Origin of the sequence: Nocardia brasiliensis ATCC 700358, from assembly GCF_000250675.2 — a bacterium.
In the GTDB taxonomy this organism is placed as follows: Bacteria; Actinomycetota; Actinomycetes; order Mycobacteriales; family Mycobacteriaceae; genus Nocardia; species Nocardia brasiliensis_B.
On sequence record NC_018681.1, the window covers coordinates 5,827,353 to 5,842,447 of the forward strand.

Consider the following 15,095-nt stretch of genomic DNA (forward strand, 5'->3'; position numbering starts at 1 on the left):
CAGGCCCAGGCAGGAGAAGAGAGTTCGGTCAGTAGACATGGTTCGACCCCCAGTTCTCGAGAGGGCCCCAGTTCTCGACGGAGCCCGCGCTTGCCCGGGCCGCGGTGAGCGGCTCGGCCTGGTCTTGACCCGGGGCACCCCGCCGCGGATGGAGGGTTGCCGGCCAGCTAGCCGGGGACTTGACGCTGGCACTCTTGACCTGGCTCAAGAATCCGCCACGGCAGAACCGTTGTCACGCTTTAGAATCGCGCTGAGTTTCAAGATCCCGAAGGAGCCCTCCGGTCAGGTATTCAGGCCCGCCCGGATCGCCCGCTCCACCGGCGAGTAGTCGCCGTCCGGCCAGCGCCCACCAACGGCGGTTCAGCCTGATGCGGCGGTCCAGGTGTGGGTCCAGGTGCGGGCTATGCGGCGGGCTCGTTCTGGGGAGATGCGGGTGGGTTCGGTGATGGTGGCGATGGCCAGGCCGTCGAGGAGGGCGAGGAGTTCGGCTGCGGCGTCGGAGGATTCGGCGGCGCGGGCGGGGTTGACGCGGGCGAGGACGGTGGCCAGCAGCTCTTCGGTTTCGCGCCACTGGGTGCGGTGCAGGGCGGCGATCTCGCGGTCGTGGGTGGCGCGGGCGACGAGCGCCAACCACACCCGGGTGAGGCGGTCGTCGGGGGTGGGGCTGAGCAGCAGTTCGGTGAGGCCGAGCAGCTGATCGGCGGGGGCGAGGTCGGCGACGCCGGACTGCCGGAACCGTTCGGCGGCCTGGGCGCGCACGTGATGCCACGCGGAGAGGAGCAGTTCGGTCTTCGTCGAGAAGTGGTACTGCACCGTGCCGATCGAGACGTTCGCGCGCGCGGCGAGATCGCGGATGCTGACGCCTTCGATACCGCCCTCGGCGATCGCGTCGGCCAACCGGTCCAGCAGCTGGCTGCGCCGGTCCGTGCCGTCGACGGCAGTGCGGCTTTCGACCATCTCGACCCCTCTCGTTCCACTCGAAGCGGACTCGTCCCAAGTGCACCGTAACGCCTGCGGCCGTTCCAGACGTGGGACACTACCGATGGCTCTCATACGTACGTCCGACAGCAACATATAATTACAGCTCGTGCTCTAATACGTTCGTATAGTATGCTTCCACAGCCGATACGCACGCAGACCGGACCTCCTATGCGAACCCGCGTGTCCAGCGCATCCGCTGGCACTGCTGGCCATCCTCGCGGCATGGACGTTCTGGTACAGCAAGCGCTGGCGTACGAGGCAATCCGCAGTCCTCGCAACAGATTTCGAGATGAGCCGGTGAGCTAGGTTCTGTCTCGAAGTGGTGAGGCGGGCCATTAAGCAGCTGCACCGCTTCTCGGGATTTACACCTTTTCTGGGCGCCTGGAAGGGGTGTTGATCCCGAGAAGTGGTGCAGATGTGCGGCTTTCGCGTGTCGACACGGGGCTAACTGTCGCTTGGTTTGCTTGCGTTCGGGCTTGGCGGCTGGCTGCCGAAGTGTGACCTTCCCAGTTTGGTGTGCCCGCCGCGGGAGTTACAGGGATGGTGCTGGGCGCGTCAGGTGGGGTTCCCGGCTTTAGGCGCAGGTCAGGTGCGCGGGGGTGGGGTTCCGGCGGGGTCGTCTGGCTGTGGTGCTGTTTTCGAGAGTTCCTTGACGAGGTGTCAGCGGTTTCGGGTGGGTGGGGTTGTGGCTCGGCGTGTTTTGCTGGGCGAGTCGCGGGGTCACAGACTTTCCATACGGTTCACAGCAGCTATAAACCCTGTGAGCAGTACGAAAACTCTGTGATACCCAACCTATCTGTCGCTTGGTCCACACCAACCGGCCCGCCTCCCAACCGCCCTTCTCTTCCCGAGCCGCTCGAGACGCCACCACAGCCAGATGACCACGCTGGAACCCGCCTCATACGTCTGACGTGCACCTAGTGCCGAGCCGGGGTGGTCGTGGGGACCGTACTCGCCGGCACCTGACCGACGACAGCGGTCAGCGGTGTCGAGACCGGGGGCAGCGGCTCCATCTGCCGGTCGTCCCACCGCACGACGAACAACGCGACGAATACGAGCAGAAAGGCCGCACACCCACCGAGCAGAGGTCGGAGGTAGGGGCGCACAAGCGGACTATCGACACGTGGGACAGCTACGTTACGCCACCGTAGGTTCAGGGTTTGCGCTTGCGCGCGGCGGCCGCCGACGAGGCGGAAGACACCAGCACGATCACCACGAGGAAGGTGACCAGCTCGAGGGTGTCCCAGCCGAACGGATCGGGGATGATCTCGACCGGACTGTACGGAACCACGGCGACCGGGACCGCAGGCGGCGGGGCCGGTGCTGCCATCGGAGCAGCCACCGGCACCGGAGCGGGCACCCCGGGAACGCTCGGTTCCAGCGACAGCGGGATGAGCAGCGGCGGGAAGGCCGGGATGGGCGGTGAGCCGGCCGGGATCGCGAGCAGACAGCTCGTCGCCGCGCTTCCGCTGAGCAGGCCGCCGACCACGCTGCCACCGAGCGCCGATCCGCTGGACCCGAGCGCGGCGCTGCCGAGTCCGGTCGCACTCGAACCGACGACGGCGCTGCCGATCGCGGAGCCGCTGGAACCCGGCCCGATCATGCCCGGCCCGATCAGCGCGGACCCCGTCGCCAACCCGAGCACGGTCGCGCCGCTGCTCACCGTCGAACTCCCCGCGCACGGCGCGGCACTGCCCGCCTCCAGGCCCAGCAGTGCGGGAGTCGCCAGCTCCGCCGGGTCGACCCCGATCTCGTCCCCGACCTCGGCCACCGCCTCGAGTTCGAGCGGCCGACCGACGGAAGGCGGCGTCGGCGGCTCGAGCGCCAGCTCGATTCCGGTTGCGGCACTTCCGGTCTCGCCGAACTGCGGGTCCGCACTGCCGGTCTCGCCGAACTGCGGGTCCGCACTGCGGGTCCCGGCCGCCCCTGGGTCCGGGCTCACACCATGTTGCGGAGCCGCGCCGCCCGTCGTAACCGATTCTTGCGCGACCCCCGCAGCACTGCCCGTCGCTACCTCGCCGAGGACCGGCCCCGGCACCACGTCCTCGGCGACAGCCGGCCCGGCGCACAGTACCGCTACCGACAGGAACGTACCCAGTACAGCCAAAACCCTTGCACCACTCAGTGTTCCGACGAACCCCCCACCCCGAGACGGGCGATCCGGCGGCACACCGCTCATTGCTGCTCGGGCCCGCGTACGGTGCCCTCGTAGTGGGACTGAACGTAGGTGAACGCGTCCTGCGGAATCCTGATCGCGCCCGCGAACGGCCGCTCCAGGTCATGGATGGCTAGCAGGACGCCACCGATCACCAACCCGAGCAGCGCGGTCATCGCGATGCTGCGCCAGGTGACCTGCATGCCGGACAACACCGGGTTCAGCATCACCATGATGGCACCGAGAAGCAGTGTGATGTAGAGGAATTCGGGGATGCGGCGTTGCGCATCGATCGCTCGATCATGCCGGGCCTGGGTGACCCGATCGATGCCGGCGAGCGCGCGGGACCTGGCCTCGATCACGGCCGGATCGGCCGAGTGCAGCGACACCACATCGGCCCGCAGCGCGTTGAGCGTCTCGCCGGTGGCCGGGCTCAGCCGATTCTGGTTCTCCATCATCGGCCACTCCTGGCCGATGACCTGATCGGTGTAGGCGCGCAGCTGGGCCTCGAGCCTGCGCTGCTCCGGCTCCGGCATGGCCTCCGCTGCCCAGTAGGTGTCGACGAGCCCCTTCGACTCGGTGATGGTGTGGGCATAGGCGTTCTGGTTCTGCTGCCAGCACGTCACGAAGACGAACGCGACGACCGCGGTGAAGAACGTTTTGGCCAGGTCGAGCGCGAGCGTGCTCGCGGATTCGTCACTGACATGCCGCCACGTGTTCGGCCGCAACATATCGCCGACGACAAATATCGATACGGCAATGGTCGCGGCACCGATTGCGACGAGCAATTCCTGAGCCATCTCGCTTCGCTTTCCCGGTCAGAGTCGATGACAACCTATTTCCGAGCGTATGTTCGAGCGGCCGGACACTCACGGCACTGGCACCATAGCAAGAGCTAGGGTCGAACATTAGACCTGGCCAGGCGACCATATATCGCACCGTTACCGAACTGTTACCACGATGGCGGGCGTAGCGATTCGGTAGCAAATGCCTGATCCCGCCCTATTTAGCAAACCGCCGTCGATCTCGCATCGCGCAGATACCCGGCGCGCGACGGCATCCTCCGTTATCGCCGAGAAACATCCGAACCGATACGGATTCGCGGAGTTCATACCGCGCCGGAGTTCACGAAACACAGGCGACAAACAATGACCCCGCCACAGTCGCGCGAGCCGACCGAAAGCCCGGGCGACAACTCCGCGAATCCCGCACATAACCGCCGCCGAAACCCTTTCGCCGCGCCGCGGCCGCAGTCGGCACATGCGATCTGGGTCACATCAACCCCTTGAATGTGACCCACGTTGGTGCTAAACATTGTGGCACACAACGCAATATGCGTTGCGTATATTGCAACACAATGAAGTGGCTCTCCGAAGGAAATCGATGGTGCACCGCAGGCTCCGGCCCAAACCCGTTGGCGGGCAAGTACAACGAGCGCTCATCGGTGCGGCCGCGCTCCTGCTGCTCGCGGGTTGCGCACCGGTACAGTCCGATCCGGCCGGGACCGGCGGCGACGAGCAGACCGGGACCGTGCGCGTCTGGCTCTTCGACGAGGCGACGCGCGCGCCGAAAGAAGCCGTGATCAACGAGGCGATCGCGGAATTCACCGCGACCAGGCCCGACGTGCGCGTCGACGTGCAGTGGGTACCGGTCGCGGCCCGCGCGGAGAAGTTCGCCGGCGCCTTCAACGATCCGGCCAGCGCGCCCGACGTCGCCGAGTTCGGCAACACCGACCTCGCGGGCTACGCGGTGAGCGGCGCGTTCGCCGATCTCACCGCCGATCTCGCGGCCTGGCCGGAGGGCAAGGACCTGGTGCCCTCGGTGCTGGACACCGCGAAATCGGGCGGCAAGGTCTACGGCCTGCCCTGGTACACGGGCATCCGGGCGCTGTACTACCGCACCGACATCTTCGCCGAACTCGGCCTGCGACCGCCGGGCACGCTGGCCGAACTCACCGAGACCGCGAGGCGCATCCGCGCGGCCAAGCCTGAGCTGTACGGGATTTCGGTGGGCGGCAAGTACACCTACGCGATGCTGCCGTTCCTGTGGGCACACGGCGGTGAGATCGCCGAATACGACGGCACGATGTGGAATTCGACGATCAACTCCGATTTGGCGAAGGAAGGCGTCATCCGCTACGCGGAGCTGATCCGCGACGACATCTGCCCGCCCGCCCAGTGCGTCGACTTCACCGGGACACAGAGCGTCCAGGCGTTCGCGGGCGGCAAGGCCGCGATGACAATCGGCGGCGACTTCAACCGCAAGGCGGTCGAGCAGGGCGCGGCCAAGGGCAAATACGCGGTGGTTCCGCTGCCCGGCGTCCAAAGCGGTTCGATCGCACCGGCGTTCGCGGGCGGCAATCTGCTGGGCGTGTTCCGGGCGAGCAAGCACCGCGGCCTCGCCCGCGATTTCATCGAATTGCTGGGCGGGGCGCGGTATCAGGAAAAGATGTACCGCGCGATGGGTAACCTGCCGACCCTGGCCGGCGTGCAGCGGCAACTCGCCGCGAACGACCCGTTCCTCGCCCCGTTCGTCGAGTCACTCAGTGCCGGAACGAAGTTCGTGCCGAGCACACCGGGCTGGTCCAAGATCGACAGCCAGAACGTGCTGCCGACCACGGTGCAGCAGATCGCCACGGGCAGCAAGGCCCCGGGAGCGGCACTCAACGCGGCCGCCGCCGTGATGAACAAGGCATTCAGGTAGGCACACATGGCTATTCGAGAACTACCGACCACCGCGCCGGCACCGCGGACCGCACCGAAACCACGCGGGCTGCGCCGGGACACGATCGCCGCCTGGCTCTATCTCGCACCCGCGGGCCTGCTGCTCGCCGCCGTGCTGGTGTACCCGATCTATCAGATCGTGCTCATCTCGTTCTACGACTACGGGCAGGCGCAGGCGACGGGCGCCGCACCACTGGAGTTCGTCGGCCTCGGCAACTATCGAGAACTGCTCGCCGACAGCCAGTTCTGGATCGTGCTCGCCAACACCTTCGTGTTCGGCGGGGTCTGCGTGATCGGCGGGCTCGTGGTGGGCACGGCACTGGCGGTACTCGCCACCCGGGTCCGGCCGCTGCCGCGGATGCTGCTGTTCCTCGCGGCGCTCGGCGCGTGGGCGACCCCGGCGATGGCGGGCTCCTATGTCTGGCTCTTCCTGTTCGACACCGACTTCGGTGTGGTGAACGAGGCGCTGTCGGGCCTCGGGTTGCGCTCGATGGAAGGCCACTCGTGGACCTTCGGCACCCTCAGCGCGTTCGGTGTGGTTGCCGCCGAGGTGATCTGGTGCTCGTTCCCGTTCGTCATGGTGACGATGTACGCGGGCATCAAGGCCATCCCGGAAGAGGTGCTCGAGGCCGCGGCACTGGACGGCGCGTCCGCGTGGCGGTCGGCCCGCTCGGTGATCCTGCCGATGCTGCGCCCGCTGCTGCTGATCGCGACGGTGCAGTCGATCATCTGGGACTTCAAGGTGTTCACCCAGATCTACGTGATGACCAATGGCGGCGGCGTCGCCGGGCGGAACCTGGTGCTCAACGTCTACGCCTACCAAAAAGCTTTCGCCGGGCAGGAATACGGGCTCGGCTCCGCGATCGGAGTCCTGATGACGCTGTTGCTGTTGTCGATCACCGGCCTCTACGTCCGGTCCCAGCGCAGGAGCACGAAGTGGGTGTGACGACCAAGGTGCGCCGCACCCCGCGTAAACCGGGCCGCCTGATCGCCGAAGCCGTCACGGTGGTGATCGCGGGCCTGGTCGCCTTCCCGCTGTACTGGATGGTGCTCTCGGCGATCAAGCCGCCGGGTGAGATCCAGTCGGCCGATCCCAAACCCTGGACCCTCGCGCCGAGCCTGGACAGTTTCAGCCGGGTGCTCTCGATGAACGGATTCGGCCGCTTCTTCTTGAACAGCTTGTTGATCGCCGTGGTGGTGGTGCTGCTCTCGCTGCTGCTGTCGTTCCTGTCCGCGGTGGCGCTCACCCGGTTCCGCTTCCGCGGCCGCACCGTGCTGCTGGTGATGATCCTGGTCGCGCAGATGGTTCCGGTCGAGGCGCTGACGATTCCGCTGTTCTTCCTGATGCGCGAGATCGGCGGCACCGTGCCCGCGCTCGGGCTCAACGAACTCGGCTCGATCATGCTGGTGGACTTGGTGTTCAGCCTGCCGCTGGCGATCTGGCTGCTGCGCGGATTCGTCGCCGCGATACCGGACGAACTGGAGGAAGCCGCCAAACTCGATGGGGCGAGCCGGATCCGGTTCGCGTGGCAGATCCTGCTGCCGCTCGTCGCGCCCGGTCTCGTCTCGGTGAGCGTGCTGTCGTTCATCCACGCGTGGAACGACTTCCTGTTCGCGAAGACGTTCATCATCTCCAAGACCGAGAATCAGACACTGCCGCAGGCGATCCTGGTCTTCTTCAAGCCCGAGGACACCGACTGGGGCGCGGTGATGGCCGCCTCCACCCTGATGACTATTCCGGCTCTCGTCCTGTTCATCCTGGTGCAGCGCAAGCTGGTCTCGGGTCTGGGCGGAGCGGTGAAAGGCTGACATGCCCGGTTTCGACACCCTGCTCCCCCGCCCGGTCTCGGCGACCCCGCTGTCCGGCACCTGTCCATGGCCCGCCGCGGTCGATATCCGCAGCGGCACAGACCTTCCGGCCGAGGGCTACCGGCTGGAGATCACCCCGGACGCCATCACGCTCACGGCCGCGGATCACGCGGGCCGGGTCTACGGACAGCAGACGCTGCGCCAGCTCGCCGGCCCGGAGGCGTTGCGGGCCGCCCCGATCGGCGGTCGGGAGCTGTCGGTGCCGTGCGGTGTCATCGAGGACCATCCGCGCTTCGCTTGGCGCGGCTGCCTGCTCGACGTCGCCCGGAACTTCCGGACGAAGGCCGAGGTGCTGCGGTTCCTCGACCTGCTCGCGGCGCACAAGCTCAACGTGCTGAACCTGCATCTGACCGATGACCAGGGCTGGCGGTTCGCGGTGCCCGGTTACCCGCGATTGACCGAGATCGCCTCGTGGCGAAGCGGATCGATGGTCGGCAGGCATGACGGCCCGGAACGGGACGGGCGCCCGCACGGCGGTTTCTACACCGACGACGACCTCCGCGAGATCGTGGCCTACGCCGCGGAACGCGCGATCACCGTGGTGCCCGAAATCGACGTACCCGGTCATGCGCGGGCCGTGCTCGCCGCCTATCCCGAACTCGGCCCCGATCCCGAAAAGCAGTGGGAGGTATGGACTTCGTGGGGTGTCAGCACCCCGCTGCTCGATCCGACACCGGACACCATGGCGTTCTTCCGCCGCGTCTTCGACCACGTGCTCACCCTCTTCCCGGCACCGGTCATCGGCCTCGGTGGTGACGAGGTGCCCGGCGCGACCCCGGCACACGGTCGTTTCGTCGCCGGCCTGGCCGCCTATCTGACGGCCCAGGGGCGACGGGCGCTCGGCTGGGACGAGGTCCTCGACGCCGGTGACCTGCCGCCGATGGTGATCGGGGCCTGGCGCGACGAGGCCGCGGCCGAGCGGGCGGCCAAGGCGGGCCACGAGGTCGTGCTGTGCCCGGAAGATCAGGTCTATCTCGATCATCGGCAGTCCGATCACCCGGACGAACCGATCCCGGTCGGCTACCTGCGCACGCTCGAAGACATGTACAGCTACGAGCCCGCCTACACCGGGCCAGGGGTCATCGGGCTGCAAGCCCAGATCTGGAGCGAGCACCTGGACACCGTGCGGCGAGTCGACTATGCGGCCTTCCCGCGACTCTGCGCGATCGCCGAAACCGCTTGGAGCCCAGCCGATCGCGACCTCGGCGAGTTCCGCACGCGGCTACGCGAGCACCATCTTCCCCGCCTCGACGCCCTCGGCGTGGAGTATCGCCCGCTCGACGGACCACACCCGTGGCAGACCCGGCCCGACGTCCCCAGCTCCGCGCACCGGCCGCGCTGAACCCTCAGGGGCGGAGTCGATGAAAGGCGGCCATTCGCTCGCGGTGGTACTCGAGGTCGTCCGCATCGTGCTCGACGCCGCGGGCGACCGCAAGGCCGAAATAGACCGCCTCCCTGCGTAAGCGGTGCCGCATCAGCTGCGCCAGGGCCACATCGTCGAAGGGGACCGCGGTGCCGCCCGCCGCGTGATAGGCCTCGACGAACGCCCGGACGCCGGCCAGGTCGCGGCCGTACTCGTCACCGAATTCCAGTGCGGCCGAAGCCAGTTCGACCTCGGGCGGGGCGACCAGCGCTTCGTCCCAGTCGAGCACCGCGGTGACGTGACCGGCGCGCGAGAGCAGATTGCCCTCGTAGTAGTCACCGTGCAGCGGCTGGGGACGCGCGGCTCGGGTGAAGTCGGCGAGCCAGCGGTCCAGCTCGGGGTCCGGCAGTTCCGCCGACGGCGCGCCGTCCAGTCCGATCTCCAGGAACGATCGGGTCGGCCGCGGTGACGGCCGGTGCTCGGCCAGCGCGCGGTGCACCCGCGCCAGCAGCGCCGCCGCCTCGTCGCGCTGCACCGGATCCTCGCTGCTCGCCCACTCGCCTTCGATGAAGGGCCACACCGTGATCGGGCGACCCGCCACCACGTAGACGGTCGAACCATCGGCCCGCGCGAGCGGCGCGACCGCCTCCGGAACCTCGCGGGCGGCCGCGACGGCGATGCCGTTGCACCATTCGAGCTGCGCCGGATCGCGATCCGCCGGGCCGATCCGGACGACCACGTCACCCATCCGGTAGGCCGCGGACTCCTCGCCGCCGAAAAGCCGTACGCCGTCGCCCTTGTGCCCCCATTCGGCCGCGACGGCCGCCCTGATGTCCTCGGTCAGCGGGATCTCGACGTAAACCACGGGACAAGTTCTACCAGTGCCCATGGCCCGAACGCAGGTGGATTTCCCGGCGCCCCCGAGGGCGCGGGCGACGCTGTTCGGGCGGGCAGACTGCGTAGTGCAATATTTCCATCCGGCAGGTACCTTGGCGATCGTGCGTACCGAGGGAGATACCTGGGACATCACCACCAGCGTCGGGTCCACCGCGTTGTTCGTCGCCGCGGCCCGCGCGCTCGCCGGTCGGCGACCCGATCCACTGGTGGTCGATCCGTTCGCCGAGATCTTCACCCGCGCCGCGGGGCCCGAATGGGCGGACCTGCTCGACGGCAAAGCCCCGGACCATCCGTTGCTCACGCCCGGATTCGGCCCGACCTTCCAAACGTTCCTGGAAGCCAGGACCAAGTATTTCGACGACTACTTCGCTGCCGCGACCGCGGCCGGGGTGCGTCAGGTCGTCATCCTGGCCGCCGGCCTCGATGCGCGCGCCTATCGGCTGCCCTGGCCCGACGGCACCGTCGTCTACGAACTGGACCAGCCCAGAGTGCTGGAGTTCAAACGCCAGACCTTGGCCGCGCACGGCGACGAGCCGCGCGCCGAGCGCCGTGAGGTGCCGGTCGATCTGCGCGAGGACTGGCCGAAGGCGTTGCGCGCGAAAGGTTTCGACCCAACCGCTCCGACCGCGTGGCTGGCCGAGGGTCTGCTGCTCTATCTGCCCGCCGCCGCGGTGGATCAACTCTTCGCGCACATCGCGCAGCTCAGCGCTCCCGGCAGCCGGGTCGCCATCGAAGAGCTGGACGTAGTACCCGAGGCGACCCGCGCCGCGCTGGATCGGCAACCGGAATCCCCGTTGAACGGCGGCACCGACTGGGTGCACCTGATCTACAACGAGCGGCGCAGCGACGCGGCGCAGTGGTTCGGCGCACGCGGGTGGCACACCGCCGGCCGCACCCTGCCGGACTATTTGGCCGCGGTGGGCCGGGAATTCGACACGGCCGCCCCGGACGCGCAGGTGGTGCCCTCGCTGGCGCGCCTGGTGACCGCGATCCGGCCCTGAATTTCGCCACACCCACCATCCCCGGGTAGCCCACTCCCGTTCGGCGTACTACGCGCGTATTATGTCGACTGTGGGTTTCGAGTGGCCTGATTGGGCGCTGGACATGCTCATCGGGATCACGCCGGACGAGGTGATGCAGGTGTTGACCAGGCAACGACGATGGCCACGCCGTGGTCGCGGCGTCGAAGGCATCCAGCTGCTGACCATATGGGGCCGTACCGCGGCAGGCCGGCCGCTGATCGTCGGCTTGCGGCAGGCCGAGTCCTGGCAATGGCAGATCGTCGCCGCCCGCCCGATGAGCCCGGAGCAGGTGACCGAGTTCGAAAAATGGGAACAGGAGAACCAGTGATGGGCGACAACAACTTCCCGGCCACCCCGCAGGGGGTGGACGAACTCATGGACAGCCTCGTGTTCGACGACCAACCCGTGCACGACGCCGACGTACCGCGTCCGCTCGCGCCCGGCGAGGACATCATGGTGGTGCGCTCGCTGCGGATTCCGCTCGACATGGATCAGTCCATCAAGGCCGAAGCGCGCCGCCGCGGGGTCACGATGAGCGAACTCATCCGGGACTGGCTCGCCGTGGAACTCGCCGCGCTCGCCGACGACCAGCCCATCTCCCGCGCCGACGCCCTGCGCGCCCTCGCCGGCGTCCGCCCCATCCATCCCCGGGCGAGTTGACTACCCGGCGGCCAGCCACTTACCGAGCCGCGTCCGGTACTCCCCTACGAGTTCCGGTTGCCAGCGCGCGAAATACGCGGTCTGGTTCAGCGCGTACAGGCCGACGCCCAGCCGCAGCCGCACCTCGTCGGCCGGGTCCGGCGGGAAATGGTCGCGGTAGGACTCCAGGAACGGTTCTTCCGCACCCGGCCACCATTCGAACAGCAGCTCGCTGAGCTTGCCGAAATCGGCGAATCTGTCGTAGTAGTGCGCGTGTTCGAAGTCGAGCAGTGCCGCGGGCGCACCGTTGTCGACCAGCATGTTGTCCAGGTACAGATCGCCGTGCACGAGCGAGGCGGGCTCGCCGGGGCCGAGTTCGGCGACGACGCGAGCGAAGGCCGCCGCGATCGTCGCGGGCGAAGCGGGCAGCGCCGCTTCGGGAACCGCGCGCAGTGCGGTCTCGACCTGATCGGTGGCAGCCGCCGTCCAGGTCGTCCGCTCCCCCGAACCGGTGACCGCACCGAAGGTTTCGCGCCGAACGCCGTGCAGGGTGCCCAGCCAGTCGCCGAGCGTGCTGGCGAGCAGGCGCAGATCGGCCCGGTCCGCGCGTAACGCGGCGGTCCCGCTCTCACCGGGCAGGTATTCCTGAATGGTCACCGGCAGACCGAGCGGGGTCTGCGGTACGAATTCGTGATAGCGCACCGTCGGCACGCCGGCCGCACTCGCGAGGTGAGTCGCCGTGACCGTGGCGCGGACATACTCGGGATCGGCGCTGCGCCCGGGAATGCGCACGAGCAGTCGGCCGTCGACGGTCTCGGCGAGCCAGAGACAGTTGCTGTAACTGGGCGGGCCCGGCCGGATCGAGGTCACCCGGGCCGCCGGGCAAGCCTGCGCCAGCACCCCGGCGACATCCCCCGCCGTCCACTCGGCGGCGCTGCGAACCGGCTGACTGACCACGCTCCAGTTCTACCAGCGCGCGCCCGGGTCCCGCAGATCTGTCACCCCGCGCCTGCTCAGCGGTCGTCGGCCATCTCGAAGGCGCCGGCGGCCAAGCGATCGATCAGGCGCTGAGTCCATTCGGCGCGGCTGTCCGCCGTGTGCAGCCACAGACCGAGCACCTCGCCGACCGGGCCCCAGGTATCGAGATCGGTACCGGGCGAAATGTGTTCGGTGATGCTCGCGCGCCACCGGGCCATCTGCTCGGCGCGCTGCCGGAGCAGATCGATGGCCTCCGCGCGGGGCAGATCATCGATCAGCCCGACCGCGGCGGCGAGCACGTCCAGCCGCGGATCGCGCTGGGCGAGCGCCGAGCGCAGCAGGCCGAGATAGGCCTGCTGCCCCGCGTCGGTGGTCTCGTATTCGATGCGCGGCGGACCGCCGGTGGTGCTCGCGGTGGTTTCGTGCGCGATCAGCAGGTGTTCGGCGGTCATCGCTTTGAGCGCGTGATAGACCGAGCCGGATTTGACGCCCGCCCATTCGTGGGCACCCCACGATTCCAGATCGGCCCGGACCTGATAGCCGTGCGCTCGTCCGCGCCGCCGCACCGCGCCGAGCACCAAGAGCCGAACTGCGGACATCGTTCCTACCTTTCGCACCGGGAGCGTGTCACTGATCGGCTCGCCACGCGGCCACAATACGGCGCAGCTCCGCGACACCGGCCAGGGCGTCGGCGAGCGCGGCTCGGTCCTCGCCGGTCAGCGAGATGGTCTCGATCCGGGTGAGCAAGGCTTCGGCACAGGCCGGATCATCCTGGCGCACAGCGAGTTCGGCACGGAAGGCGAGCGCATCGACCAGATCGACCGTCGTCGCGCTGTTTTCGGTACGCCGCAATGTCCCGTCGAGGATCTTCACCGCCTGGGCGTCCGCGCCGCGCGAATCCGCCTGCACCACAGCGTCATCGATCGCCTTGCGAAGTTTCGACGTCGGTCCCGCCTCGTCGGTGGCCCGCATCGGGAAGAACCGGATCCAGTTTCCGCCCGGATCGACCACGAGGAAACCGGTGAGATTGCCGGTGTTCTTGCGCCGCCGGGGACGGGTCATCCGTGGCGTACCGGCGACCAGCAGTTTGCCGTGCTTCGCACGCATGCCGGCCGCGAACGAGTCGAACAGTGCGCCGATATCGGGCACCTGCACCACGCACGACCCGTAGGAGTCGGCGGGCACGAAGCCGGGCATCCCGAAGAACTGCAGCCAGATGTCCTCGCGCTGCAGCCCGATGGCGGGATTGGGCCGGGTCTGGCGGTAGGTCTGCTCGAACCCGAGCATCCCATAGAACTCGCCCATCTCGTCGATGTCCACGCAGGGCAACAGGGGGGTGGTGATCTCTCCGGCCATCTCGGCACATCCTCTGCAATGCTCGATCACTGGCCAAAATTGGCTAGTAAGTCGAGCGTAGCGACGGACGGCGCGCTAAGCAAATTTGGCTAGACGGTCGATCGGCGGTCGCGTCAGTCCGCGCGCGGAAGCCAGGCGCGCAGCTCATCGGCGAGAGCGATCGGGGCGTCGTAGTGCATGAGATGGCCCGCGTCGGGTACGGAACGCACTGTGGCACCGGGGATCTGAGCCGTCAGCCGGTAGCCGAGCTCCGCGGGGATCCAGGTGTCCTGTGCACCCCACAGCACGCGGACCGGCAGTTCGAGGTGCTCCAGCAACCGCTCGTTCTCCTGGAGGAACCGCTCGTCGTAGTGCGCGATCTGGCGGTAGAACGCCGGTTGTCCGACCTCGCCGGTCCATGGCGCGACCAGCGGCTCGAGCTCTGCGTCGCGCAGGCCCCGGTAGCTCGCGCCCTGGATGTAGGCGCGCACGAGCGCCTCGTGGATGTAGGGCGGCAGTTCCGCGAGCAGGTCCGGATGCTCCTGCACGAATCGGAAGAACGGCGAACCGCTCGGCGGGATCGCGACGACGTCGACGAGCAGCAGCGACGCGTACGGCACCTGACCGACCAGGTGCGCGCGCAGCGATACCGCGCCGCCGAAATCATGCGCGACGACATGCGGCCGGTCGACCTGCCAGTAGTCGAGCAGCGCGGCGAACGCCAGCGCCTGACTGCCGAAATCGACCGGGTCCTCGGGCCGTTTCGACGATGCGCCGTACCCGGGCATATCCCAGAGGTAGACGGTGAAGTCGTCGGCGAGCGCCTCGGCGAACGGTTGCCACAGCACCGACGAGAACGGTGTGCCGTGACAGAACACCACCGCGGGCCCCTGCCCCGCGCGCCCCCACGAGATCCGCCGCCCCTGCCATTCGAAATCTTCCGAAAGCTCCATAGCAGGGCCCTACCCGCCGTCCGGCGGCCGGAAACCCGGCCGGTCGTCAGGTAGTCCCGCACGTCGAGGCGACCGGCCCCCTCGCCACCGAGAGGGACCGGTCTCGGCAAAGGCGCTGATCAGCGGCGTGTCGGCGGGTTGGGGCGGACCGTGCGATGCCAGGATGAGCAGGCACTGGGC

The 15,095-nt window shown here is 68.2% G+C and carries 16 protein-coding genes and 1 riboswitch; of the genes, 7 read left to right on the plus strand and 9 right to left on the minus strand.

Features of this window, described 5'->3' with window-relative positions:
- Positions 1 to 81: 81 nt before the first annotated feature.
- A riboswitch (SAM riboswitch) is annotated at positions 82 to 200 on the minus strand.
- Positions 201 to 360: 160 nt separating this feature from the next.
- The 4 genes from O3I_RS25600 to O3I_RS25615 all read right to left on the minus strand — a co-directional run bounded on the left by O3I_RS25600 (position 361) and on the right by O3I_RS25615 (position 3,936).
- Positions 361 to 957, minus strand: coding sequence for a TetR/AcrR family transcriptional regulator (locus O3I_RS25600; RefSeq protein ID WP_014985898.1), 597 nt, complete (start codon positions 955 to 957; stop codon positions 361 to 363).
- A gap of 941 nt (positions 958 to 1,898) precedes the next feature.
- Positions 1,899 to 2,087: a hypothetical protein gene (locus tag O3I_RS46450; RefSeq protein WP_014985899.1), complete on the minus strand. Its 189-nt coding sequence runs from the start codon at positions 2,085 to 2,087 to the stop codon at positions 1,899 to 1,901.
- Positions 2,088 to 2,134: 47 nt separating this feature from the next.
- Positions 2,135 to 3,088 carry a hypothetical protein gene (locus O3I_RS25610; protein WP_141692261.1) on the minus strand — a complete coding sequence of 318 codons (954 nt, stop codon included), beginning with the start codon at positions 3,086 to 3,088 and terminating at the stop codon, positions 2,135 to 2,137.
- Positions 3,089 to 3,156: 68 nt separating this feature from the next.
- Positions 3,157 to 3,936 (minus strand): DUF4239 domain-containing protein, encoded by a 780-nt coding sequence (locus O3I_RS25615; protein ID WP_014985901.1) that lies wholly within the window; start codon positions 3,934 to 3,936, stop codon positions 3,157 to 3,159.
- 583 nt (positions 3,937 to 4,519) lie between these two features.
- On the opposite strand from O3I_RS25615, the gene O3I_RS25620 reads away from it, so the two are divergent.
- From O3I_RS25620 to O3I_RS25635, 4 genes are read left to right on the plus strand one after another with little or no spacing between them, the layout of a single operon-like run.
- Complete coding sequence (locus O3I_RS25620) at positions 4,520 to 5,839, plus strand: extracellular solute-binding protein (protein ID WP_014985902.1); 1,320 nt, start codon at positions 4,520 to 4,522, stop codon at positions 5,837 to 5,839.
- A gap of 6 nt (positions 5,840 to 5,845) precedes the next feature.
- On the plus strand, positions 5,846 to 6,805 hold the full coding sequence (locus tag O3I_RS25625; protein ID WP_014985903.1) for a carbohydrate ABC transporter permease: 960 nt from the start codon (positions 5,846 to 5,848) through the stop codon (positions 6,803 to 6,805).
- Entirely contained in the window at positions 6,796 to 7,668 is an 873-nt protein-coding gene (locus O3I_RS25630; RefSeq protein ID WP_014985904.1) for a carbohydrate ABC transporter permease, read from the plus strand. Before O3I_RS25625 ends, O3I_RS25630 begins: the two co-directional genes overlap by 10 nt.
- 1 nt (position 7,669) lies before the next feature.
- A complete protein-coding gene (locus tag O3I_RS25635; RefSeq protein WP_014985905.1) occupies positions 7,670 to 9,070 on the plus strand; it encodes a beta-N-acetylhexosaminidase in 1,401 nt (466 codons plus the stop codon).
- 4 nt (positions 9,071 to 9,074) lie between these two features.
- Here O3I_RS25635 and O3I_RS25640 read toward each other — a convergent pair whose 3' ends face one another.
- Positions 9,075 to 9,956, minus strand: coding sequence for a phosphotransferase enzyme family protein (locus O3I_RS25640; RefSeq protein WP_014985906.1), 882 nt, complete (start codon positions 9,954 to 9,956; stop codon positions 9,075 to 9,077).
- A gap of 133 nt (positions 9,957 to 10,089) precedes the next feature.
- On the opposite strand from O3I_RS25640, the gene O3I_RS25645 reads away from it, so the two are divergent.
- From O3I_RS25645 to O3I_RS42985, 3 genes are all read left to right on the plus strand, one after another.
- Positions 10,090 to 10,989, plus strand: coding sequence for a class I SAM-dependent methyltransferase (locus O3I_RS25645; protein ID WP_041564354.1), 900 nt, complete (start codon positions 10,090 to 10,092; stop codon positions 10,987 to 10,989).
- Positions 10,990 to 11,050: 61 nt separating this feature from the next.
- Positions 11,051 to 11,338, plus strand: coding sequence for a hypothetical protein (locus tag O3I_RS25650; protein WP_228836063.1), 288 nt, complete (start codon positions 11,051 to 11,053; stop codon positions 11,336 to 11,338).
- The gene (locus O3I_RS42985; protein WP_014985909.1) at positions 11,338 to 11,670 is read left to right on the plus strand and encodes a ribbon-helix-helix protein, CopG family; all 333 of its coding nucleotides are present in this window, start codon (positions 11,338 to 11,340) and stop codon (positions 11,668 to 11,670) included. The genes O3I_RS25650 and O3I_RS42985 overlap by 1 nt, the downstream gene beginning before the upstream one ends.
- Here O3I_RS42985 and O3I_RS25660 read toward each other — a convergent pair whose 3' ends face one another.
- From O3I_RS25660 to O3I_RS25675, 4 genes are all read right to left on the minus strand, one after another.
- Complete coding sequence (locus O3I_RS25660; RefSeq protein ID WP_014985910.1) at positions 11,671 to 12,606, minus strand: phosphotransferase family protein; 936 nt, start codon at positions 12,604 to 12,606, stop codon at positions 11,671 to 11,673.
- 56 nt (positions 12,607 to 12,662) lie between these two features.
- Positions 12,663 to 13,226 (minus strand): PadR family transcriptional regulator, encoded by a 564-nt coding sequence (locus O3I_RS25665; protein ID WP_014985911.1) that lies wholly within the window; start codon positions 13,224 to 13,226, stop codon positions 12,663 to 12,665.
- A gap of 28 nt (positions 13,227 to 13,254) precedes the next feature.
- Entirely contained in the window at positions 13,255 to 13,983 is a 729-nt protein-coding gene (locus O3I_RS25670; RefSeq protein WP_014985912.1) for a hypothetical protein, read from the minus strand.
- A gap of 113 nt (positions 13,984 to 14,096) precedes the next feature.
- On the minus strand, positions 14,097 to 14,915 hold the full coding sequence (locus O3I_RS25675) for an alpha/beta fold hydrolase (protein WP_014985913.1): 819 nt from the start codon (positions 14,913 to 14,915) through the stop codon (positions 14,097 to 14,099).
- Positions 14,916 to 15,095: the final 180 nt, after the last annotated feature.

Coding starts and splice junctions, on each gene's coding strand:
- O3I_RS25600 (WP_014985898.1), bottom strand. CDS start 957: ATGGTCGAAAGCCGCACTGCCGTCGACGGCACGGACCGGCGCAGCCAG.
- O3I_RS25615 (WP_014985901.1), bottom strand. CDS start 3,936: ATGGCTCAGGAATTGCTCGTCGCAATCGGTGCCGCGACCATTGCCGTA.
- O3I_RS25620 (WP_014985902.1), top strand. CDS start 4,520: ATGGTGCACCGCAGGCTCCGGCCCAAACCCGTTGGCGGGCAAGTACAA.
- O3I_RS25625 (WP_014985903.1), top strand. CDS start 5,846: ATGGCTATTCGAGAACTACCGACCACCGCGCCGGCACCGCGGACCGCA.
- O3I_RS25635 (WP_014985905.1), top strand. CDS start 7,670: ATGCCCGGTTTCGACACCCTGCTCCCCCGCCCGGTCTCGGCGACCCCG.
- O3I_RS25650 (WP_228836063.1), top strand. CDS start 11,051: ATGTCGACTGTGGGTTTCGAGTGGCCTGATTGGGCGCTGGACATGCTC.
- O3I_RS42985 (WP_014985909.1), top strand. CDS start 11,338: ATGGGCGACAACAACTTCCCGGCCACCCCGCAGGGGGTGGACGAACTC.
- O3I_RS25665 (WP_014985911.1), bottom strand. CDS start 13,226: ATGTCCGCAGTTCGGCTCTTGGTGCTCGGCGCGGTGCGGCGGCGCGGA.
- O3I_RS25670 (WP_014985912.1), bottom strand. CDS start 13,983: ATGGCCGGAGAGATCACCACCCCCCTGTTGCCCTGCGTGGACATCGAC.
- O3I_RS25675 (WP_014985913.1), bottom strand. CDS start 14,915: ATGGAGCTTTCGGAAGATTTCGAATGGCAGGGGCGGCGGATCTCGTGG.